Source organism: Ornatilinea apprima (genome assembly GCF_001306115.1).
GTDB lineage: Bacteria > Chloroflexota > Anaerolineae > Anaerolineales > Anaerolineaceae > Ornatilinea > Ornatilinea apprima.
This window is the reverse complement of the sequence record NZ_LGCL01000041.1, coordinates 37,793-59,640: the sequence shown is the minus strand read 5'-3', so window position 1 is coordinate 59,640 and position 21,848 is coordinate 37,793. Positions and strand designations below refer to the sequence as shown.

At 57.2% G+C, this 21,848-nt stretch carries 17 protein-coding genes and 1 pseudogene; 6 read left to right on the top strand and 12 right to left on the bottom strand.

The genetic code is table 11. The features are described from left to right. The first annotated feature begins 183 nt into the window (after positions 1–183). Positions 184–651: a transcription elongation factor GreA gene (gene greA, locus ADN00_RS17165; RefSeq protein WP_075064245.1), complete on the top strand. Its 468-nt coding sequence runs from the start codon at positions 184–186 to the stop codon at positions 649–651. A gap of 92 nt (positions 652–743) precedes the next feature. After that, entirely contained in the window at positions 744–2,264 is a 1,521-nt protein-coding gene (gene lysS / locus ADN00_RS17160) for a lysine--tRNA ligase (RefSeq protein WP_075064244.1), read from the top strand. Positions 2,265–2,332: 68 nt separating this feature from the next. On the opposite strand, the gene pfkA is transcribed toward lysS, so the two are convergent. The 4 genes from pfkA to ADN00_RS17140 form a co-directional block, all read right to left on the bottom strand. After that, a complete protein-coding gene (pfkA, locus tag ADN00_RS17155) occupies positions 2,333–3,310 on the bottom strand; it encodes a 6-phosphofructokinase (RefSeq protein ID WP_075064243.1) in 978 nt (325 codons plus the stop codon). A 26-nt stretch (positions 3,311–3,336) separates the two neighbouring features. Beyond that, a complete protein-coding gene (locus ADN00_RS17150; protein ID WP_075064242.1) occupies positions 3,337–7,317 on the bottom strand; it encodes a DNA polymerase III subunit alpha in 3,981 nt (1,326 codons plus the stop codon). Between the two features lie 174 nt (positions 7,318–7,491). After that, complete coding sequence (locus tag ADN00_RS17145) at positions 7,492–8,511, bottom strand: hypothetical protein (RefSeq protein ID WP_075064241.1); 1,020 nt, start codon at positions 8,509–8,511, stop codon at positions 7,492–7,494. A gap of 6 nt (positions 8,512–8,517) precedes the next feature. After that, positions 8,518–9,225, bottom strand: coding sequence for a hypothetical protein (locus tag ADN00_RS17140; protein ID WP_152966408.1), 708 nt, complete (start codon positions 9,223–9,225; stop codon positions 8,518–8,520). 105 nt (positions 9,226–9,330) lie between these two features. Between ADN00_RS17140 and ADN00_RS20350 the strand changes: the two genes are divergently transcribed. After that, the gene (locus ADN00_RS20350) at positions 9,331–9,516 is read left to right on the top strand and encodes a hypothetical protein (protein ID WP_236691539.1); all 186 of its coding nucleotides are present in this window, start codon (positions 9,331–9,333) and stop codon (positions 9,514–9,516) included. A gap of 14 nt (positions 9,517–9,530) precedes the next feature. Here the strand turns inward: ADN00_RS20350 and ADN00_RS20345 are convergent. Continuing rightward, positions 9,531–9,674 (bottom strand): annotated as a pseudogene (locus tag ADN00_RS20345) (FmdB family zinc ribbon protein); the annotation flags it as partial. Positions 9,675–10,130: 456 nt separating this feature from the next. Between ADN00_RS20345 and ADN00_RS17130 the strand changes: the two are divergent. Further along, positions 10,131–11,087 carry an LGFP repeat-containing protein gene (locus ADN00_RS17130; protein WP_075064238.1) on the top strand — a complete coding sequence of 319 codons (957 nt, stop codon included), beginning with the start codon at positions 10,131–10,133 and terminating at the stop codon, positions 11,085–11,087. Positions 11,088–11,139: 52 nt separating this feature from the next. On the opposite strand, the gene ADN00_RS17125 is transcribed toward ADN00_RS17130, so the two are convergent. From ADN00_RS17125 to ADN00_RS17095, 7 genes are all read right to left on the bottom strand, one after another. Continuing rightward, entirely contained in the window at positions 11,140–12,363 is a 1,224-nt protein-coding gene (locus ADN00_RS17125) for a glycosyltransferase (RefSeq protein ID WP_075064237.1), read from the bottom strand. A gap of 1 nt (position 12,364) precedes the next feature. Beyond that, positions 12,365–13,471, bottom strand: a complete 1,107-nt coding sequence (locus ADN00_RS17120) for a glycosyltransferase family 4 protein (protein WP_075064236.1) — start codon at positions 13,469–13,471, stop codon at positions 12,365–12,367. Next, on the bottom strand, positions 13,468–16,035 hold the full coding sequence (locus ADN00_RS17115; RefSeq protein ID WP_075064235.1) for an AAA family ATPase: 2,568 nt from the start codon (positions 16,033–16,035) through the stop codon (positions 13,468–13,470). Before ADN00_RS17115 ends, ADN00_RS17120 begins: the two co-directional genes overlap by 4 nt. Before the next feature lie 19 nt (positions 16,036–16,054). After that, positions 16,055–17,389 (bottom strand): hemolysin family protein, encoded by a 1,335-nt coding sequence (locus ADN00_RS17110; RefSeq protein WP_075064234.1) that lies wholly within the window; start codon positions 17,387–17,389, stop codon positions 16,055–16,057. A 22-nt stretch (positions 17,390–17,411) separates the two neighbouring features. Continuing rightward, on the bottom strand, positions 17,412–18,647 hold the full coding sequence (locus ADN00_RS17105; protein ID WP_075064233.1) for a metallophosphoesterase family protein: 1,236 nt from the start codon (positions 18,645–18,647) through the stop codon (positions 17,412–17,414). Next, positions 18,644–19,933 carry a C39 family peptidase gene (locus tag ADN00_RS17100; protein WP_075064232.1) on the bottom strand — a complete coding sequence of 430 codons (1,290 nt, stop codon included), beginning with the start codon at positions 19,931–19,933 and terminating at the stop codon, positions 18,644–18,646. Before ADN00_RS17100 ends, ADN00_RS17105 begins: the two co-directional genes overlap by 4 nt. A 107-nt stretch (positions 19,934–20,040) precedes the next feature. Then, on the bottom strand, positions 20,041–20,424 hold the full coding sequence (locus ADN00_RS17095; protein ID WP_075064231.1) for a hypothetical protein: 384 nt from the start codon (positions 20,422–20,424) through the stop codon (positions 20,041–20,043). Positions 20,425–20,648: 224 nt separating this feature from the next. On the opposite strand from ADN00_RS17095, the gene ADN00_RS17090 reads away from it, so the two are divergent. Both ADN00_RS17090 and ADN00_RS17085 read left to right on the top strand, forming a co-directional pair. Beyond that, a complete protein-coding gene (locus tag ADN00_RS17090) occupies positions 20,649–21,065 on the top strand; it encodes an Hsp20/alpha crystallin family protein (protein WP_160317559.1) in 417 nt (138 codons plus the stop codon). Between the two features lie 246 nt (positions 21,066–21,311). Continuing rightward, entirely contained in the window at positions 21,312–21,842 is a 531-nt protein-coding gene (locus ADN00_RS17085; protein WP_075064229.1) for a DUF1269 domain-containing protein, read from the top strand. Positions 21,843–21,848: the final 6 nt, after the last annotated feature.

The following is a 21,848-nucleotide window of genomic DNA, read 5'->3' as shown; positions in this document are numbered from 1 at the left end:
TTGTGATAAGATAAGGACTACTAAAAACCTGCTTGAGATTCTTGCTTCACGAAATCGCTCCACCGGAGTGGTTTTTATTCTTTTAACGAATTTATCCAATCAGACTTGTACCAAAGCAACATCTCTGGCGCAGCAGGAGAAGACACGCCGGACACTAACCATAAGGACCTCAAGGGAACCAAGATGACGACATCTTTTTTGACGCGAGAAGGGTTTGAAGCATTACAAAAAGAGTTGGATTTTCTTCGCGATGAGCGCAGGGAAGAGATCGCCGAACGTTTGCACGAGGCCATCATTGAGGGTGGTGAGTTAATTGAGAACGCCGAATACGAAGCGGCCAAAAATGAGCAGGCTTTTGTGGAAGGCAGAATCAAAGAACTGGAAATTCTTTTGGCAACCGCTCGCATTGTAGATGAGGGCGTTAAACAAACTGGTGTGATCCAGGTTGGCACGCGGGTCACCATTCAAGAGGAAGACGGCGAGCCAGAAGAATACGTTATCGTTGGCGCGGCAGAAGCCAATCCCTCGCAGGGAAAAGTGTCCAACGAATCACCGTTAGGCAAAGCCCTGGTCAACCGTCGGGCAGGCGACACCGTCACGGTTAACGCGCCGGCGGGTTCCTTTACGGTGACCATTTTGAAGGTAGAATAATTCGGGGATGATCGATTCCCCCGCCCGAAACGTTTTGGGCGGGGTTTTTTGTGAAATAACCATTGATTACTTATATTGAGGTAGCAGGTCGCATGGACTTAAATGAACTGGAACGAAACCGATATGAAAAAATAGCCCGCTTGCGCGAACTGGGGATGGAGCCTTACCCCACGCGCTCCAATCCCAGCCATACCACGGTTGAGGCGATGAAGGCTTTTGAAGAAGCCGAAGCCGCCAACCCCGAAGCGCGCGTGGAAGTGACCGTGGCCGGGCGCCTGCGCTCCATGCGCCCGATGGGCAAGATCAGCTTCGCACATGTGGAAGACCGCGCCGGGCGTTTGCAGCTCTTCTTCCGGGTAAACACACTGGGCGAAGAAAAGATGACCATTCTGCGCGATCTGTTTGACCTGGGCGACTATATTCAGGCCAGCGGCTTCCTGTTCCGCACGAAAACCGGCGAAATCTCGGTTCATGTAGAAGACTTCACCATGCTGGCCAAGGCCATTTCGCCGCTGCCAGCGGCCAAAGATGAGGTGGTGGATGGCAAGGTGGTGCGCCACGCCACGCTGAATGACCCGGAGACACGTTTCCGGCAGCGCTATGCGGACCTGGCAGTGAATTCGGATGTGCGCAAGATCTTCCGGCTGCGCACCGAAACGGTGCGGGCGATCCGTGAATATCTGGATAACCTGGATTTCATCGAAGTGGAAACCCCCATTCTGCAGCCGATCTACGGTGGAGCTGCGGCGCGCCCGTTTGTGACGCATCATAACCAGTTGAAGCAAGACCTGTACCTGCGCATTTCTTTTGAGCTGTACCTGAAACGATTGGTGGTGGGCATGTTCGACCGGGTATATGAAATTGGCCGCGATTTCCGTAACGAGGGCGTGTCTTTCAAGCACAATCCGGAATTCACGCAGCTGGAATATTACATGGCGTACGCCGATTACCTGAAAGTGATGGAAATTACCGAAAATATGGTGGCTCATGTTGCCGACCGGGTGTTGGGCACGCGCAAGGCCACTTTCAAGGGCAATGAGATTGACTTGAACCCACCCTGGCGGCGTTTGGAACTGCGCCAGGGTTTAATGGACGCGGTTGGAATCGACATTCACGCGCACCGCGAAGCCGAAAGCCTGGCGGCGGCGATGCAGGCCAAAGGCATTAAACCCAAACCAGGCGCTCCGTGGGGCAAGCTGGTGGACCAACTGCTGGGCGATTTTCTGGAGCCGAACCTGATTCAGCCAACCTTTTTGTATGATTATCCGCGGGATATTTCTCCACTGGCCAAAAGCAAACCGGGCGACCCGCAGACGGTGGAGCGGTTTGAGGGTTTTGTCGGCGGGATGGAGTTGTGCAACGCCTTCACAGAGCTGAATGATCCGCTGGACCAGGAGAGCCGCTTCCTGGAGATGGGGCGCGCTTACGAGGATGAAGATGAAGAACGCCACCCGATGGACGATGACTATCTGCAGGCGATGAAATATGGTATGCCGCCCCAGGGGGGGTTCGGCATGGGCATCGACCGCCTGGTGATGCTTCTGGCGGATAAGCATTCCATTCGAGAAGTCATTCTCTTCCCACATTTGCGCGATCGAGACGACGAGAAATAACGAGATTAAAGACCCCTCCATGAACACACAATGGAGGGGTCTTCTTATTAAGTATTCTTTGTTGTGAATTATAAAGACAGCACGCGCGCCATTTCGATGTATTCTTCGGCGACGGGGCGGGCGTTGGAAACCACGTCGGCTATCGGCACGGGGACAATTTCGCGGCCGCGCAGGGCGGTCATCATATTTAATTTGCCGTCAACCAGAAATTCAACCGCTTTCATGCCAAAGCGGGAGGCCAGCATGCGGTCGAAGGCGGTGGGGCTGCCACCGCGCTGGATGTGGCCAAGGATGGAGACACGCGTGGTAAATCCGTGGTCGAGCTTGTCGATGGCTTCTGCAAGTTCATTAGTGGGGGGGCTGAAGCCTTCGGCCACCACAATGATACAGTGCGCTTTTCCACGCCGGTAGGCTTCTTCCACACGAGCAGCCACATCTTCCACACTCGTGGCGACTTCGGGAACAAGGACCATTTCTGCCCCGGTAACAATACCTGCCTGGATGGCCAGGTAGCCCGACGCGTGCCCCATGGTCTCTACCAGAAAGGCGCGGGTGTGCGATGAGGCCGTGTCGCGCAGTTTGTCGATGGCATCTACAATGGTGTTGAGTGCGGTATCCACGCCTATGGCCATATCGGTGCCGTAAATGTCATTATCAATCGAAGCAGGCACACCAACGACCGGAACACCCAGTTCGGCCAGTTTCTGCGCTCCGTTGAGCGAGCCATCCCCGCCAATAACCACCAGGGCTTCCATACCGGCGTTATTCATTTCACGCAGGGCTTCGCGGCGCCCGGCTGGGGCGCGAAACTCTTCACAGCGCGCGGTTTGCAAAATGGTGCCGCCGCGCTGGAGAATGTTGCCCACGTCGCGGTTGCCCATTTCTTTGTATTTACCGCGGATTAATCCGGTGAATCCACCCTCTACCCCCCATACTTTGATGTTCATCGCTGAAGCAGAACGCACGACTGCCCGAATGCAGGCATTCATGCCTGGCGCGTCGCCACCCGAGGTGAGCACGCCAATTGATTTGTATTTCTGACCCATTTAACATCCTCACTACATTGAAGCAATTATAAATATGTGATCTCTGAGACTTGAATGTTCTCGTCGCCTACCAGTTCGGCTACCCGGTTGATGAGGTCTTGATTGATTCCGGTCGTGTCATTGGGAAATTCAATCAGGCGAAACCGGCCACCTTCATGCAGCGCGAAAGAAAACTTATCTCTGCCTGGAGACGAACGGAGCAAATTATACACGCATTTGAGCTTGCGTGAGTCGCGACTTTTCAGACCGCTGCCGGTCAGGGTGACCGTGATCATGCGCGGGGCTTCGTCGGACTTGGGATTACCCCAGGTGTAGTTGGCAGGCGGCATGTAGTAGGTGGCCGGGCCAAAGGCCTGGCTGGCGGGCGGGAAGCGTTTTTCCGCTTCGGGTGTGGGATGGGTGAGGATGGGCTGCTGCGCGGGGGCCGCGGGGGGGTGGCTGGCAGGCTGCGCCGGTTGAGGCTCGGATTTGGGCAGCTCTGCCGGGGAGGCGCTTTTCGGTTGGGCCGGAACAGCCTGTTCGGGCTGTGAGGGTGAAAAATGGAAACCGTCTTCGGGGGCGAGGTCCCAATCAGGAATTTCGGGAATGGGAGGGACGATGCGCTCAGTTTTTTGCGCGGGCGCGTGGTCGGCCGTGGAAGAAGACGTGAACGATGGGACCGCGGCGGGCGCAGCTGGGTATGCAGCGGTGCTTTCTCGAATCTCCGGGGACTCTACCTGCTCGAAAAATTCTCTTTCTTCCGGGCTGAGCAAAAGCGCGTCTTCGGGGCTGAAGGCCAGCAGATCTTCGGTGCCGAGGTAGCTTTCGTATTCCTGCAAGGTCTCTTGCGCCACGCTATCGACAATCACTTTTGGGTCACCGTTTTCCGCATCAACGCGGCCTTTGGCAGTAATCACCACATCGTTCATGATAAGGCTGCCGTATGCGTCCCAGGTTTTTGGAAACATGAGCAGTTCGATGGGGCCTTGAATATCTTCAATGGTGACGAAGCCCATCAAGCTGCCTTTTTTAGTCTCGTGGCGGCGAAAACGAGTAACCAGCCCGGCCACAGTAACCATTTGGCGGTTGGCGGCATCGGCCAACTGGCTGGAATAATGGGTTACTTTGCTCTGCAGCACTTTAAGGTAGGGGGTGAGGGGATGATCGGATACATACAATCCGAGTAGTTCGCGCTCCCATTCCAGTTGTTCGCGCTGGTCCAGCACCAGGGCAGTGGGCAGAATAATCTGGTCATCCATGCCGGCTGCCGCCCCAAACAGGCTGAGCTGGCCGGACTGCACCGCGCGGAAGTGGCTGGCGCTGACCGAGAGAATGCGATCCAGGGCTTCGAGCAGTGCGTTGCGGGGGCCAAACTGGTCAAGAGCGCCAACGCGCACCAGGCTGTCGAGAGCGCGCTTGCCAACATGGCGCAGGTCGACTCGTTGGGAGAAGTCATTCAAGTCCTTAAATGGCCCTTCGCGGCGGGCTTCCAGAATCAAGTCTACCGGGCCCTGCCCCACGTTTTTCACCGCACCCAGGCCAAAGCGAATGGCGGGAGGGACACCGGCGCGGTCTTCGATGGTAAAGTCCCACCCACTGTTATTGATGTCAGGCGGCAAAACGTCTATGTTCATGGAACGGCAGTCAGCTACGTAAAGCGCCACTTTATCGTTATCGTTTTTTGAGGCCGAGAGCAGAGCAGTCATGTACTCTACGGTGTAGTGAGCTTTCAGATAAGCGGTTTCCACGGCCACAACCGCGTATACCGCCGCGTGGCTTTTGTTAAAGCCGTAGCTGGCAAAATCTTCCCAATCGGTGAAAATGGCTTCGGCGGTGGGCTGGTCAATACCGTGTTCCACTGCCCCAGCGATGAACTTTTGGCGGTGCTCGGCAACGTCAGCGGCTTTCTTTTTGGCGATAGCTTTACGCAAGCCGTCGGCTTCAGAGGCGGAGTAACCGGCCAAGTCCATCGCGGCGAACATGATTTGTTCCTGGTAGATTGGAATACCGAAGGTCTCTTTGAAAATGGGCTCCAACGCGGGGTGGCGGTAAGTAACTGGCTGCTCGCCGTGCATACATTTGATGTAATCCGGAATGAACTTCAGCGGGCCGGGGCGATAGAGCGCCACCATGGCGATAATGTTGGAGAGGTTCTGGGGCTTCATCTGCACCAGATAGCGTGTCATACCGGTGCCTTCCAGTTGGAACACGCCGGCAGTGCGCCCCTGGCCCAAAAACTCAAAGGTGTAAGGATCGTCGAGAGGGATGTTGTAAAGGTTGTAATCTTTGCCGTGGCGGGCCTTAATCAGGTCGCAGGCGCGCTGCATGATGGTGAGGGTGATCAGACCCAAAAAGTCCACTTTGAGGAGGCCCATCGAATCGACGATGGACATTTCAAACTGTGCGACTGATTTGATGGGCGTGTCTTCGGCGTTGCTGGTGGGCCGGTGCAGCGGCGCGTAGGTGGTGATGGGCTGGTCGGTGATGATGACGCCGCAGGCATGTGTGCCGGCGTTGCGCACCACACCTTCCATTTCGCTGGCGGTGTCGATCAGGTCGCGGATGTAATCCGCCTCTGCGTAGACGGCTTTCAGCTCCGGAATTTCCTGCACGGCGGTTTTCAGATCCAGACCTTTACCGGGAATGGTGGGGAGCATTTTGGAAATGCGGTCCACTTCGGAAAGGGGAATGTCCATCACGCGGCCCACATCGCGGATGGCGGCTTTCGCGCCCAGCGTGCCAAAGGTGATAATCTGGGCGACTTTATCTTCGCCGTATTTCTCGGAGCAGTACTGCATCATTTCAGCGCGCTTGTCGTCTTGAAAGTCAAGATCGATATCGGGCATGTTGATGCGGCTGGGGTTGAGAAAGCGCTCGAAGATCAGGCCGTGCTCGATTGGCTCGACCATGGTGATGGAGAGGGTGTACGCCACCAGCGAACCGGCGGCGGATCCGCGCGCGTTGTACCAGATGTTGCGTTCGGCGGCATGCTGGCACAAGTCCCACACAATCAAGAAGTAGGCATCGAAGCCCATGTTGTGAATGACTTCGAGTTCGTAATCGAGGCGCTTGCGCACTTCAGGGTCAGAAGCGCGCGACCCCAGGCGGAGCTGCAAGCCCTCTTCACAGAGCTTGCGAAGATAAGTGGCCGGGGTTTCTGAGGAAGGGACCTCAAAAAGCGGCAGGTGATAGCCGGTGGGTTTGAGGTTGACGTTGCATCGCTCGGCGATCAACAGGCTGTTGCTGATGGCCTCTGGCACATCCGCGAAGAGAACGGCCATTTCTTGCGGCGAGCGCAGATAATAGGTGTCTTCATCCATGCGCATGCGGTCGGGGTCGGTAAGGAGCGACCCGGTCTGGATGGCCAGCATAATATCCTGGTAGCGGGCATCGGCGCGGTCAACGTAGTGAACGTCATTGGTGGCCAGATAGCGGGCGTTGTAGCGCTTGCCCATCTCCAGCAGGGTTTTGTTGACCTGGTGAAGTTCTTTGATGTTGTGGTGCTGCAATTCCAGGAAGAAGTTGTCTTTGCCGAAGACCTCGTAATACCAATCCAGTTTTTTGGCGGCGTATTCTTCTCCCTGTTCGATGATGGTGCGGGGAATTTCACCGGCCAGGCAGGCCGAGGTGGCGATAAGGCCCTGGGAATGCGCGGCGAGGTATTCGTGGTCAATGCGCGGTTTGTAATAAAACCCTTGTAGCTGCGAATCGGAGGCGATTTGGAGGAGGTTCTGGTAACCGGTTTCGTTTTCGGCCAGCAAGAGAAGGTGGTACGAGCGCTTGTCTAACTGCGGGTCGCGGTCGGTCATGCGGCGGGCAGAGACATAAGTCTCCAGGCCGATGATGGGTTTGATACCGGCTTTGGTGGCCGTGTTGAAAAATTCAATCACGCCAAACATGGTGCCGTGGTCCGTCAGAGCCAGGGCAGGCATTTCCATTTCTTTGGCGCGGTTGACCAGCTTGGAAATACTGCTGTAGCCATCCAGCAATGAGTATTGAGAGTGAACATGCAGGTGGACGAAAGACATACCCGGTAAAACCCCTTGTCGTGAATTAAGAAACATCAAGCAGCCAATCTTTTGGACGGCCGCTTTGAGAGTACGATTCCTAGAACAATTTTATTATAACCAATTGAAGCGTCGGATGGCGCCAGGCAATCTTAAAACGTCTGGTATTTTAAGATAGGGATGAACGCACCAATGTTAAAAGAAAACCGCCACGTCGGTGAGTAAATTGCCCAGGCCGGTCAGATCGTAGAGAGAGCCTTCTCCGCGCAGCAGCCGGATGGAAATCTCCGGCAGGGAAGATGGGTTGAGCGGGTTGAAAGAGACCACGCCTCCCCCGCGAGCCATAATGGTGAAATGGGTGTCTGGAGAAAGCAGGGAGATCAGGCTTTCGATTTGCACTTTGCCTTCCAGGTTTTGCTGGCGCAAGGTGAGCGAAAGCCCGGCTTGGGGCAGAAGCAAGTGATTGGCCCATGAGGCAACCAGCGGATCAAGCTGGTATTCGCCGCGGTCAAAGGAGATAAGACGGGTGGTGGCCAGGTTTTGCAGGTCTCGCTCTAGGGATGGATCGCTTTCGGTGGTGGCAGACAGCAGGCTGTTGAGGCAGGCGCTGGCCGACCAGGCCAGCGAGAGTAAATTGGCCTGTGAATCTTTAAGCGCGCGCTGCAGGCTGCTCACCCGGCTTTGCACCGGTAAAATCTCCGCGGTTTGCTGGCGGCCGCGAATGGCAGAGACCAGCGCGGTTTGGCGTTGGATATCAATGAGGGCGCCCAGCAGGCGGCTTTCGCTCAGATTGAGATTGGCGCTGAAGGCCGCGTCGGCAGGGGCGGGCAAGGTTCTGAGGATTTGCATGCATTCTTCCGGCTGATCGGGGGCCACCAGTTGAAGGCGCTGGCCTTCAAGCTGCCGCAGGGTAACTACCGGCGAGTCTTCGCGAAGGAAAATTGCCAGGGAAATATCCTGCCCGGTGCTGGCGTCCAGCTCGATGACGCGGGTGGGGTTCAACAGGGTTTCCAGCAGCGGTAAAAACCAGTCTTGCGGCTCGCCCGACAGGTTGAGAAAGCCCTGGTCCACTAGCTGGCGGATGGGTTCATCAACTTCAAACGAATATTCGTGCGGCGCCAGGGGAGAGAGCGGTCCGCGCGAGCCAGGCGTAACCCGCGAAAGGGCTTCGAGCATGGCGGTGTTCAGTTCAACCGGCTGAGTGGACGCGTTCATGAATGTTTACCTGCCTCCATTGCGCGATTGGCCGAGCAGCTCGCGGATTTGGCGCTGCATTTCCAGCAGTTCTTGCTTGCTCTCTTGAATGGCGCGTAGCGATTGCGCAAAAGCGGGGTGCTCTGGCGAGTCAAAAATGCGCTGAAGGATGGGGTCCAGGGAATGGGTTTCCAGTTCGGGCGGCTGAGAGATCAACCAGGCCTGGGTGCCCTGCCCGTGCTGCACGGCCTGGCGCAAGATCACCTGTTTTTGCGAGCGCTGCAGGTCTTCCAGCGCTAAGCGGCGGGTGCGCCAGGCGCGTTTGAGGACGGCGATTTGCTGGGTAACTTCGGCGCGAGAGGGGGCAGCGGCGGGCGCAGAAGCGGCGACTTCTTTGGACGCTTTGCGAACGCGGACAGGTTGGGTGTGAGATTCGGGCCGGGCCTGGTAAGCGGTGTGGAGAAGCTGCTTGAAGCCGTCTTTAGGCCGCCAGCCCCGCCCCCACCCGATCCAGATGGTAACCGAAAGGGCAAGCAGGGTGAGGGCGACAGTCAGAAATAGGAAGAAGATAACCACCAGGGCAAGAACAGGAACGTAGACGCTCCAGCGGTTGGGAGACGGCAGGATGGATTGGTTTTGAGGCGAACAGCCGGCCCAGGCTGCCGCGCTCAGAGCCAGGAAGAGCGTGGTGAGCCAGCGCTTGGGCATGGGAGTTCTGTTTTGAGAGGATTTCATTCAACCGCCTGAGACAATTGACCGGATGCGTTCATACTCTATTATTATATGGATAATTGATTTCTGTGAAGGCCGCTGGGATACAGAGCGGGGAGGTTGTTGGGAATGAAAAACGCCCGTTATGGCACGGGCGTTCCACTGGAAAAGCAATATGATTATTTGTCACTGTCCGCGGACGACTTTGGCGTATCCTTTGATGTGGATTCCGCTTTGGATTCGGAAGACTTGTTATCGCTGCTGGAGCGCGAACCCCAGGAATTACCGGAAGGTGATTTGTGGTCGGTGGCGTAAAAGCCAGAGCCTTTGAAGACGATCCCAACCGGTGTATATACTTTGCGCAGCGATCGCTTTCCACATTCCGGGCAGCGGGTGAGAGGCGCCTCAGAAAACTTCTGCTGGCGTTCAAATTGGAATCCACATTCCTCACACCTATAGGTATATACCGGCATAATTCACCTCAATCCAAGCAATCAATTTCCGAAAAGACATTATAGTCCGGTTGACCCGGCTTGACAAGACTGGTTAAAGATGGTTACAAGGTTTTCACAAGCCTGCCGGAAAAAAGCCCGCGCGCCTACCACCATTGATTCAGTCCGTTTTGGAGAAGTGGAAATTTGTTGTGAAAAAATCGATTTTACCGGTATAAAAAATGCGTAAATTTTTTGCAGCTCCGCCTATTTAATGTTAAAATTTAGATGAGAAATCGCAGGAAATTTTGTAACATTTAACCGATTTATCCGTCCAATTTATTGGAAGATGATCGTTTGACGGATAAGAATGCCGGGGTGGTTTGAAGTTTGGGAATAAAATTCACCCTATCTGTGGGGGTAAATTCCAAAGTCAACCGAAAATGTGGTGGAAGTTGTTATTCACACAATAATCAGTATAATAATAATGTATAGGCAATGAAAAAATATTATTTTATTTCACTCGCAATACTCTTTTTATTAATTTGCCTGGGGATGCCGGGTTCTGTTCTCGCCCAAGAAGACGGGGGCGAGCGCTTCTTCCCGGAGACCGGGCATTCTGTAAAAGGCCCTTTTCTTGCCTATTACCAGAGTTTTGACGATCCGCTGCTGTATTTCGGTTACCCGATTACTGACGAATTGATTGACCCCATTGACGGGCAGAAATCTCAATATTTCCAGCGCGCCCGCTTCGACCTGAAAATGGAGGGCAGCGTGGAAGTGATCAGCCTGGCGCCGCTGGGCGAGTTGCTGCACGATGGTGATGGGCTGGCTATGCCGGACAATCCGAATGTGTCTGCCTGCCGGCGGTTTGAAACCGGCAAGCAAGTTTGCTATGGCTTTCTGGCGTTTTTTGACAATCACAACGGCGCAGTGCTGTTTGGCAACCCCATCTCGGGTTTGGAACAGCGTGATGGCCGCCTGGTGCAGTATTTTGAGCGCGCGCGCTTTGAGTGGCGGCCCGAACAACCAGCCGGCAGCCGCGTTGGGCTGACCGACCTGGGACGGATTTACTTTGACAAGCGCATCGGCAACCAGGCCTTCTTGCAGGCGAAACCGGCTTCGAATGTGTTGTTTTCACCGTTGAAGTTGACGGCGCGGGCGTTTGTTTCTCGGGCGATGACGGTTTCAGGCAGCCAGCAGCAGGTGTTCATCATCGTGCAAGATCAGAATCTGCACCCCGTTTCGGGTGCGAGTGTGCAAATTGCCGTTCATCTGCCGGGTGAGTTGGGCGCGGTCTACCGCTCACCGGAGCTGACGGATGAAGACGGCATTGCTGAATTGGTCTTTCAGGTGGATGATTATCCTGCGCGGCAAATGGTGGAAGTAGAAGTAACGGTGGACTACCAGGGAATGAGCACCACAACCAGTACCTGGTTCCGCGTGTTGAATTAGGATGGGATGAATGTACAGCGGGCGGGGTTTGCATCACCCCGCCTTTTTCTATTTAAGCGGAAGGAGCGAGGCGCTGGTAAAAGACTTGAATTTGCGAGCGCATCAGGTTCAATTCGGCACGGTCGCGGATGATCTTCTGGTTGATCTCGGCGGCTGACTTGCGGAGCGCCGGGTTGTGCAGTACCACGGTGAGGGCTTCGGCCAGCGCCTGGGGATTATCGGGCGGGACGAGCCAGCCGTTCACGCCGGGCGTGATCCACTCGCGCAACGACTCAATGTCGCCCACGATGGGGAAACACCCACAGGCCATCGATTCGAGCAACGAGTTGGGCGTTCCGTCGTGAACGCTGATGGAAATGCTGGCCAGTGCATGGCGGAACAGGCTCCATAATTCCACTTGCGATAAATATGGGAGTAAAAAGACGTTCTTCTGCAGATGGTAGCGTTCAACCCACTGCAAGGCTTCGGGTTGGTTGGCCATAGCCGGACAGAGAAACACCGCTTCGGGGCAGCGCTCCAGAGCCAGCGGCAGCGAGGCGAAAAACACATCGTTGCGCACGCTGCCCGGCCGGAACCCGCGCGGGTTAATTACCAGCGGTACGCCAACCGGAATATTGAACTGCTCCAGGATCGAACCGGGGCTGGCGGCGCGGGTTATCTCCACCAGATCAATGCCGCCTGAACCAGGCACGACCAACCAGGGAAAATCGGCCGGGTAGCCCCATTGGCGCGCCAGGCGGATGTCGCGGTTGGCATCGGCCATGAGGCCCTGCGCTTTGCGGATCACCTGTTCGGTGCGTTCGCGCATTAAAGGGGAGCCATTACCGTGCAGGGTCAGGTCGTTGCCCCAAATGGAAATGGCCAGCGGAATGCCAGCGGGGGTGTAGGCGGCCAGCATGCCTTCAAAGGGGATGCGCAAGGCGTGCACAATATCGGGCTGGAGTTGTTTAACAACGCGATTGAAGCGTAGGCCGTAAAAATGAAGGGAGAGAGGCCCCAGCCAGTAGCGGGCGATTTGCAGGGCGTCGCGGAAGCGGGAGACGGCCCCACGCGAGCGGGAGGCTGGCTGCGCGGCAGGAGTGGTAGAGCGATTCAACGCCTGACTGCCGCCCAGCGAAGAGAAGGCAACGGGCAGCACATGAAAATCGGTAACCCCGGCCGGCGGCTGGCAGGGAAAGGTGGAAATCAGCGAGACGCGGTGCTGCAAGGCCAAAAGTCCCTGAATCCAGCGTTTGGTGATGGGGCTGCGCCCATCGGCGGTCAATAAAATGTGCATGTTAACCTTCCATCACTGTTTGCACGGCTTGAACAAACACATCCACCATTTTTTCCAGGTTGATCTCATCATGGACGATGCGGTATGACTGCAAACCCATCTCGCGCAGCCGGCGCGGGTCGCTGAGCGCGTTCTGCAGGCAGGCGCTGAGGGCGGGCAGATCGCCGGGCGGGACCAGCCAGCCATTTTGCGGGCGCACCAGATCGGCCTGGGTGCCATCGGCTTCAGCGACGATGACCGGCAGGGCGTGGGCCATGGCCTGCTGAACGGCCAGCCCGCCGGTGCCGGGCAGCACAAACAGATCGGCTGCGTCAAATTGGGCGTCCAGCTCCGCGCCGTGGAGCGCGCCGAGAAAGCGCGCGGCGGGGAGCACTTCGGCGGCGAGCGCCTGCAGGGTGGGGCGGGCAGGGCCGTCTCCCACGATGGTGAGGCTGGGGCGTTGGTGGGGCGGCAGGGCGGCCACGACGCGCAGCAGAGAATCAACTCGTTTTCTCTCTTGCAGGCGGCCTACGAAGAGGAGATTCAGGTCTTGCACTGTAGCTTTCTCTGGGCGGGAAGGCGGCGGATTCTGCGGGCGGGGGGTTACCGCGTTGGCGGCAACAAAGACCCGGTTGGCCGGAAAGCCCAGCGCCTGGTACTCTTGCGCGCCCTGCTGGCTGTAGGTGATGAGGGCGTCAAACTGGCTGACCCAGCGGACGCGCCACCAGCGGCGCAGGGCTGCCAGGCGGCCGGGCGCGGCAGGCGCGCCCAATCCCCAGCCGATCACCGGGCGGGCGCGGTTCTTCATCCAGCGAATGGCGGCGGGTGTGCTCAAGTAGCGCGGGTTGGCCTCTACGATCAGCACGTCGGGGTCCGCAGAGCGCAGCCAGGCAAGCAGGCCGGACTGCCAGCAGAGATACGCGCCGCCAGAGAAGAGGTGCCGATTGCGGCCTGGGGTCCAATGGGCGTGGCGCAGACCACTGGCCTGGGCGATGCTTTCGGCCGGGCGGGGCTGCCCGCTGAAGAGACTGGCCCCGCGGCCGAAGCGTTGTGCCAGCATGTCAAAAAAGGGGGCGCGGTACTCGGTCAGCACGCGCTGGATGATCCCGGCGTGGATGGGTACACTCATGTTATCACCTTCATCAGCGAACCCTGGGGCGTCTTTTCCACCTCAATACGGGCAGGGAAGGCGTCTTTTAGTTCTTCCAGGTGGGTGATGACCAGAATCTTGGCAAAATCTTCGCGAACCAGGTTGATCGCCTCGATCAGTCGCTGGCGGCCTTCGGCATCTTGGCTGCCAAAGCCTTCGTCAATCACCAGGGTTTGCAGGCGCGCCCCGGCGCGGTGAGACAAAAAGCGGCTGAGCGCCAGGCGGATGGCAAAATTGATGCGAAAGGCTTCACCTCCGGAGAACATTTCATAATCCCGGTTGACGCCGGATTCATCGTTGATGATGATGTCGAGGGTTTCTTTTTTGTCTTCGCGTTTTTTATCTTTGTAGTCGCGCTGGGTTTCAAAGATCACCGACATGCTGCCGTTGGTCAGCTTTTCGAGGATGTCGTTGGCTTCGTTTTGAATTTCGGGGAGCGCCTGTTCGATCAGCAGGGCGGGGACGCCGTTTTTGCCAAAGGCCAGCTCCAGTTGTTTGAGGCGGCCAATTTCCTGGGCGGTCTCCTCGCGTTGGGCGGTCAGGTCTTGCAGGCGTTTCTTCAGGCCAATCAGCACGTCCACGGCCTGGCGGGCGCTGCCCACCTGCATGCGCAGGCGGTTTTCTTGCTCGCGCACCTGGAACAGTTCTTTTTCCAACCGCGGCAGGTCGGGCAGGTCTTTGGCGCTTTCCAAGTATTTTTGTTGAGCCTGCTGGTGCTGCTGCTCGGCCGCGGAGAGTTCCTGGCTGGCCGCATCCAACTGGCGGGTGAGATTTTGAATCTCGCGCTGCATGGGTTCAATGGCAGCGCGGGCGGCTTCCAACTGGCGCATGGCTTCTTCGCTGCTGCGTCCGGCCAGCTCGGCCTGCTTTACAGCGCGGTGGGCCTGCGGGTCGTACTGCACAGCGTCCATCTCGGCTTGCAGGGCGGCCAGGCTGCTGCGCGCGCTTTCGGCGAAGGATTGGTTTTGCAGTTTGGCGGCGGCTTCTTGCAGGCGAACTGCGCCCCCCGCCTGCCAATCGTGCAGGGTTTTTTCAATCGATTCTTTGCGGTGAGCAAGCTGGTCAAACTGGCGCTGAGCGGCAGCCAGGGTCTTTTCGGTTTGCTGCAGCTGGCGGATTTGCTGTTCAAGCTGGCTGCGCTGTTCTTTTTCGGTTTGCAGGGCGGTTTCGTTGCGAAGGTATTGGTCTTTCAGTGCCTGACCTTCGGTCGAGAGGCGGTTGACCAGATCACCGCGGTGTGCTGATGAGAGCGGCTGGCCGCACAGGGGGCAGCCGGCGGCCTCTGATGCAGCCTGCAGGCGGTCGATGCGCTCGCGCAGCTCTTGCATGGCCTCTTTGAGGCGGCGGTTCTCGGCCTGCGTTTCCACCTGGCGGCGGTTGAGGTCTTCCAACTGCGTCTGAAGGGTGTCGCGCTGGCGCAGGGATGCTTCGGTTTGCTGGATGGAGGTTTCCACCTGCCGAATCTGTTCCATCAGGGCGGGCAGCTCGGCTTCCTGCGCGCCCACCTGCCGGCGGGTCGCTTCCAGTCCTTCGATTTCGTTTTCCAGCCGGGCGGTCTCTTTTTCGATTTCGGTGATGAGCGGAGCGCGGCGGCTTTCGATGGCGCGGTAGCGCTCTGCTTTGCTTTCCCAGGCTTCGAGAAGCCGGCGGTTTTCTTGCCACGCCTGAAAGCTGGTCTGCACCTCACCGGCAGATTCCAGGCGCTGCTGCGCCTGCGCCAGATCGGCGCCGCGCGCTTGCAGGTCGGCTTGCAGGCCGTCTACGCGCTGGCGAACAGACTGCGCCTGACCGTGGAGCTGCTCGACCCACTTCTTTTGCTCCTGCACGGCGGCGGCGTGGCGTTTGTGGTGTTCCAGGGCGCTTTCCTGCTGCTCGCGGGACTGGCTGAGCTGCGCCAGCTGTTTTTGAAGAGACTCGAGGGCTTGCTTGCGCTGGTCTTCTTCACCCAGCTCGGTGTTGATCTCCGCGATCAGGCCGTCCACAGCGGACAGCGCGTTTTCCTGGGTCTTGCGCTGTTCGGCGGCGCGGTTTTTATACTCTTCCCACACTTCCAGCCCCAGCACGCTGGACAAGATGCGCTTGCGCTCGTTGGGGCGCTGCTGGGCGAACTGGTCGGCTTTGCCCTGCAGGAAGAAGGAAGCGTTAGTAAACGTTTCATAATCCATAGCGAGGGTCTGTTGGATGCGCCGTTCGGTTTCGCGTACGCCGCTCTCGGTGAGGGGACGCCAGCGGCCGTTTTGATCGAGCACGTAAAATTCCAATACTGTTAATTTGTTGCGTTCTTTCAGGCGCTGCACGCGGTAGAGAGCCTGCTCGTATTCAAAGTCAAAGATCACCTCGGCCTGGGTGGAATGAGAATTGATCACCGCGTCGTCGCTGCGCCGCGCGCGCCCAAAAAGCGCCCAGGTGATCGCGTCCAGCAGGGAGGATTTGCCCGCGCCATTGCTGCCAGAAATGCAAGCCAGAGAAAAGTGGTCAAAATCCAGCTCGGAGGCCTGGCGGTAGGAAAGAAAACCGGAAATGCGCAGTCGTTTTGGGATCATGAGAAGTCCTTGGGAGAGATCAGTCAGTGCCGGCTACGATTTTGCCATTCTCTTCATCGGCGATGAGGGTGACCAACACTTTGTCCACCCGCCTGCCGTCCATATCGACAACTTCAAATTTGTATTCCTGCCATCGAAAAACATCACCCGCGGCGGGAATGCTGCCGAATTGGGCCATTACCATGCCGCCCAGGGTCTGGTAGCCAACGCGGTCTTCATCGGGCAGGTCTTCGATATCGAGCAGCTCTTTCAATTCGTCCACCTGCAGCAGGCCGTCCAGCAGCCACGATCCGTCGGCGCGCTGGACGATTTGGGGATCTTCTTTCTTGCCTGCCTGGGGGATCTCACCGACGATGGCTTCGAGAATATCCAACAGGGTAACCATGCCGATCAGGCCGCCAAACTCATCAATGACGAGGGCCACGTTGGCGGGGTTGGCTTTGATTTCTTCAAAGGCTTTCAGGGCGGGCATGCTCTCGGGCACAAACAGGGCGGGCAGGAGCAGCGGTTCGATCTCCACCGGGTCTTCCTGCAAGGTGGCGGCGAGAAGATCGCGGGCGTTGAGAATGCCGATCACGTTATCCAGCCCGCCGCGCGCCACGGGCCAACGCGTAAAGCGGTTTTCGAGCAGCAAGGAGAGGTTTTCCTCAAAGGAATCATTGATGTCCAACCACTCAATTTCAGTGTAGGGGGTCATAATCGCGTCCACCCGCCGGTTGGCCAGCCGGAAGACACTTTCAACAAAGTCCTGTTCCTGCTCGATGAAGATACCTGACTGTGTGCCCTGCTCGATGAGGACTTTGATCTCTTCCTCTGTGATGGGCGGCTCCTGGTTGGGCTTGGCGCCCAGCAGGCGCAACCCCAGCTCGGTGGAGGCGCTCAACAAATTTACAATGGGAGCGGTGAGCGCGGACAGGGTGCGCATGGGGCGGGCAACGGTTGTGGCAATCTTTTCGGGGTTGCCCATGGCCAGACGTTTGGGGATCAGCTCGCCGACAACCAGCGAGAAGTAGGTGATGATGAGCACCACGATGACCAGCGAAAGCCCCTCGCTGTAAGGGGCGAGAATTTGAATGCGCGCAATTTGCGGGGCGAGGTATTTGGCCAGGGTGGCGCCACCCACCGCGCCAGAGAAGACGCCCACCAGAGAAATGCCCACCTGCACGGTGGAGAGCAGGCGGTTGGGTGATTCGGCCATCTCGAGAGCCACCGCAGCCGAGGCATCGCCGTCATCCGCACGCTGCTGCAGGCGGATTTTTCGGGCGGACACCAAGGCGATTTCTGACATGGCAAAAATTCCGTTCAGAACAATAAGAACGGCGATAATGAGAATTTGAACTAATATATCATTCATCTGTAGATGTCTTGTGAACGGGTCATTCTTCTTCTTTTACAATTGGGCTGGACATGATTTGCGCGGCCAGGGTTTGCAAGGCTTCTTTTTCTTTTTTATCAATGTTGACCGAGCGCCAGTACTGCTCCAGCAAATCATGGTGAGAGAGCTGGCGAGTCGGGTCCAGCTGCGAAAGGCGCGCGCGCGCCTGCGCCTGCGGGCGTCGCGGGAAATGAAATTCAAAGGTCTCGGCGGCGTAATCGCGCACGCTGGCCTCGTCAATCAACGGTTCCAGCTCGCGCGGGTAGTTGATTACCAGGCGCACGATGGCGTCTTTCAACAGCTCGCGGGGGCCAAGACAGTCTAAAATCTGGCGGGTTACCTCTTTGCCAGAGTCGAGGGTGATCGAGCGGTCAATAAAGGCTCGACCTTCCAGCTTGCGCCATTCCACCTGGGTGGCGCCGCGCTGCACATCGGCAATAACAAAGAATTTGTCGTCTTTGGCTTCGCCAAAATCCACGCGCTCGATGGAGCCGGGGTAGATGACCGGCGGGTGGGCGCCGGGATTGAGGTCTTGCGGTTTGTGGATATGCCCCAGAGCAACATAATCCAGGCGGGGGTCACGGGTGAGCGAGCCTTTGAGTACCAGGTCGCTGCCCAGCATGACGCTGCGCTCGCCGCCGTACACTGCCCCCTGCACACTGGCGTGCGCGGTGAGCACCACCGGCAGGGAGGGGTCGATTTTTTGCCACCAGAAGCCCACCAGTTCGGTGAGCTTCAATTCCATCTCTTCGTTGATCTGTTCAATGGGGAGATCGTTGAGCTGCAGGGCGGCCATTAGCCCCGAGCGCGACAACCAGGGCAGGGCCATGATTTGTAACGGCAGGCCAAACAGGTCTTGCGGCAGGTAGAGCGTTGGGCGGTCTGCCACAAGGACGTTTGGAACTTGCAGGGTGGCAAACTCCTGCAGAGCGTGGGCGCGGCCGGAGGCGGGCGAGAGATCGTGGTTGCCCACCAGCAGCAGGGTGGGCACGCCGGCCGCCGATAGGCGGGCAATACGCTTGCCCCATTCGCGCTGAAAGGTGGGCACGGGTGTGCGGTCTTTGTAGGCGTCTCCGGCGAAGAGCACCAGGTCCACTTTTTCTGCGATGGCGGTGTCTACAATGGTATCCAGGGCGCGCAGGAAATCCAACACGCGGATGGGCAGGCCGGTTGCCGGGTCGTGACGGCCGTGCGCGCTGATATCAATGTGGGCGTCTGCGAAATGGAGAATTCTCATGGCTCGGCTGTGTATCCCAACTCCTGTAACATGGCCACTGATGGGGAAAATTCGGGGTGATACTGCAAACTGGTGCGCAGGTCGCTGACGGCTTCTTCCACCATACCGGCGGCGGCGTAACCACGGGCGCGCCAATACCAGCTTTCTTCGAGATAGGGCTGGCTGGCCGCGTCGATGGTCTGGGTGGCCAGGTCGATCAGGTCTTGATAGCGGCCGGAGTAATAGTAGGCAAAGTAGGGGCCGGTCTGATACCACATGATGCGCCAGGGGCGGTCTTCGGCGGGCAGGCCGGCATAATAGGCCCAGGCCTGGTCATACGCCTGAGACGCGCCGTAATAGTCTTGCAGGCTCACCAGACTGGAACCGTAATTGAAGAGGGCAAAGAATTTCGCCTGGCCTTCCAGGCTGGCCGATTCGGTTTGGGCGATTTGCATGGCAGCCTGATTGGCGGCATTGACGTCCGCGTAACTGCCTAAAACCTGGAAGAGATCCGCTTCTTTTTCAGGGTTATAAATGACCAGAAACGTGTAATTAAAGGAGCGCCAGCCGCGCTGCATGTCTTCATAGGAGACAATATAGTTGGCGGTGTGGTATGAATCTTGGGTGGTGAAGCGCTGTTGGGCGCGGTCGTAGCCGCTGACCACCTGATAATGCCCCATCCAGCTCACTTTTCCAGAGAGGTCGCGCTCATAAACGCCTTTTTCCACCATCACCGGGAAGCCGGCGGAGATAAGGCGCTCCAGCAGCTCAATGGTGCCGCCGGTGCGGGATATCACCGACTGCTGGGTCTGTTCGGCAACAAAGCTGACCAGCTCGTAAGGCATGACATTCTTGTCAAACTCAAAGGGCATCAAGAAGGGGTCCATCACGCTGGGGTTCTCGTCCCAGCCCCAATAAGAAAGCGCCATAGCCAGGGTGGCCGGAGCGCATTTGTTCTGGCCATAGTGCTGGTCGATGTAGCGAATGCCGGTGATGTTGGCCTGGGCGGGTGGTGGTGTGGGGGTGGCGGCCGGGGTGGGCGATTGGCCAACCGTGGGGGTGGCGGCGTTTTGCGTCTCGGCGGGGAGAGCGGTGGGGGTGAAGGTTTCAACCCGCACGGCGGGGTTGGTGGTGCGCGGCACAAAGACCACTTCTTCGGGTGGGTTCAGCGCGTAATCGATGCGGTATTTCCACTGATTGAGGTGAAAAGTAAGGCTCTCTCCCAGGGGGGTGAAGGCAATCACCAGTAAGGCAGCCGCAACGATGGCGGCGCCGATCAGGATGAGTTGTTGTTTGTTTTTAACCATATTGTGATTATATCATTGTCGCCCTGCCTGTTTTTGGCGGGCGCATAGGTTTGATAGAAAAATACCCGCTCGTGAAGGGCGGGTATGATTCGTTGTGAGGCTTGGTTTTAGATCAGATCTTCGGGATCATCATCGCCGAAGTCAAGCTCTTCATCATCGTCAAAGTCGATATCATCATCGTCTTCGCCGGGGTTGCGCCGCACCCACAGGATCAATACCTGTCCGTCTTCCGTTTCCACGGAGCGGGCGGCCAGGATGGGCGCGGATTCTTCCAGGCCGAGGTCATTCTTGTAGTGCAGGAAGATCGAGTCTTGTTTGTTCCAGGCACGGTAGCAGCGTTCGACCAGCGCCGCGCCGTTGAAGGTGCGCAGGCGGGTGATCGCCAGATCATAGAGTGAAGGGCCTTCGTTTAAGCCCATTGCCCATCCGTCGTCAATCTGCTCGAAGGTGGGAGGAGGACCTTCAATAATGGTGATTTTTTCTTTCTCCATAGTCACATTCTCCAATTTTTCGATCATACCACAAAAAAAGGAGGCTGGCTGAACCTTAATCAAAGTCTTCACCGATGTGTAAGCTTATCAGGATTATCGGCATTTCTTATAAAAAATCTACACTTTGTTATCAATTCTCCAATCTTTGAGCGGTAAGATGATGACATAACCAAATCATAATCAACGTTGAAAAACGAATGGATCAACTTACAGGAGAATGTGAAATGACACTCTATCTAACCCCTATCGGCCGTCGGGCACGGCGAATGATGAATCTGGCTGACGCGCAAAACTGGGCCAACATGGTTGAATCGCGGGTGGCCTTCCCCATTGACATCAAAGAGGAAAACGATGCTTTTGTGATCAGCGCCATGCTGCCGGGTATCAAAGCAGAAGACCTGGAAATCAGTGTGGTGAATGAAGTGGTGAGCATTAAAGGCGAATATCAGCGCGAGCGCGGCGATGGCGAGAAGTATTTGCTGACTGAACTGCCCAGCGGCCGTTTCTGCCGCACCATCAATCTGCCTGACCAGCTCGACAGCGCCAAAGCCGAGGCCAGCATGGAAAATGGCGTGCTGACTCTGAGCATTCCGAAAGCGGAAGCTGCCCGCCCCAAGACGATTAAAGTCTCGGTGAAATAAGCAGACAAAGCGGTACCCGCAAGCCGCGGATGATTACCGGCTTTGCGGCTCAGAATCGAAATTGGAATAATCCCCCTCCCAGGCGCTCGCGAATCTGTCGGGAGGGGTGCTTTTTTATGCGGATTGGACGTTCTGAGAGAAAATGCTTTGGCTGCCCTGGCCGCGGATGGCAATGCGCGTGATTTGGGGGAAACATTTGCGCCGCAGGTGTGTTAAACTATGAGAAAGAGCTGTGAGGAGCAGAAAATGAGTTCACCGCTGGAGTTGATGGTAGCGTCGTTTGACGGCGAAAATGAAGCGGCTGACGTTTTGAAAAAACTGAAGACTTTGAGCCGCAAGCAGGTGATTCACCTGGCTAATGCCGCGGTGCTGGCCAAGAACGCGCAGGGCAAGTTTCGCCTGTACGAGACTGAAGACGTCAACCCCGCTCAGGGGGCTGTGTTTGGCGCGATCACCGGCGGCCTGCTGGGCCTGATCGGTGGGCCGGCTGGCGCGGTTGTAGGAGCGGCGGCGGGCGCGGCAGTAGGCGGAGTGGCTGCCAGCCAGGTGGATATGGGCTTTGAAAACGACACCCTGGCCGCGTTTGAAAGCAGCCTGGTGAACGACAGCTCGGCAATCATTGCGCTGGTGGAGCACCGCTGGGCGGATCAGTTGGAACAGGCTTTGCAAACCTTTTCGGATGATTTGTTCCGCCACGCGCTCAACGAGGAAACATCAAAGACGATTTGGGAACGGTTAAAGCCCTCCGCGGGCGGGCCGGTTGCGAAGGGAGAATAAGCAGGC

Coding starts and splice junctions, on each gene's coding strand:
- greA (WP_075064245.1), top strand. CDS start 184: ATGACGACATCTTTTTTGACGCGAGAAGGGTTTGAAGCATTACAAAAA.
- lysS (WP_075064244.1), top strand. CDS start 744: ATGGACTTAAATGAACTGGAACGAAACCGATATGAAAAAATAGCCCGC.
- pfkA (WP_075064243.1), bottom strand. CDS start 3,310: ATGGGTCAGAAATACAAATCAATTGGCGTGCTCACCTCGGGTGGCGAC.
- ADN00_RS17150 (WP_075064242.1), bottom strand. CDS start 7,317: ATGTCTTTCGTCCACCTGCATGTTCACTCTCAATACTCATTGCTGGAT.
- ADN00_RS17145 (WP_075064241.1), bottom strand. CDS start 8,511: ATGAACGCGTCCACTCAGCCGGTTGAACTGAACACCGCCATGCTCGAA.
- ADN00_RS17140 (WP_152966408.1), bottom strand. CDS start 9,225: ATGAAATCCTCTCAAAACAGAACTCCCATGCCCAAGCGCTGGCTCACC.
- ADN00_RS20350 (WP_236691539.1), top strand. CDS start 9,331: ATGAAAAACGCCCGTTATGGCACGGGCGTTCCACTGGAAAAGCAATAT.
- ADN00_RS17130 (WP_075064238.1), top strand. CDS start 10,131: ATGAAAAAATATTATTTTATTTCACTCGCAATACTCTTTTTATTAATT.
- ADN00_RS17125 (WP_075064237.1), bottom strand. CDS start 12,363: ATGCACATTTTATTGACCGCCGATGGGCGCAGCCCCATCACCAAACGC.
- ADN00_RS17120 (WP_075064236.1), bottom strand. CDS start 13,471: ATGAGTGTACCCATCCACGCCGGGATCATCCAGCGCGTGCTGACCGAG.
- ADN00_RS17115 (WP_075064235.1), bottom strand. CDS start 16,035: ATGATCCCAAAACGACTGCGCATTTCCGGTTTTCTTTCCTACCGCCAG.
- ADN00_RS17110 (WP_075064234.1), bottom strand. CDS start 17,389: ATGAATGATATATTAGTTCAAATTCTCATTATCGCCGTTCTTATTGTT.
- ADN00_RS17105 (WP_075064233.1), bottom strand. CDS start 18,647: ATGAGAATTCTCCATTTCGCAGACGCCCACATTGATATCAGCGCGCAC.
- ADN00_RS17100 (WP_075064232.1), bottom strand. CDS start 19,933: ATGGTTAAAAACAAACAACAACTCATCCTGATCGGCGCCGCCATCGTT.
- ADN00_RS17095 (WP_075064231.1), bottom strand. CDS start 20,424: ATGGAGAAAGAAAAAATCACCATTATTGAAGGTCCTCCTCCCACCTTC.
- ADN00_RS17090 (WP_160317559.1), top strand. CDS start 20,649: ATGACACTCTATCTAACCCCTATCGGCCGTCGGGCACGGCGAATGATG.
- ADN00_RS17085 (WP_075064229.1), top strand. CDS start 21,312: ATGAGTTCACCGCTGGAGTTGATGGTAGCGTCGTTTGACGGCGAAAAT.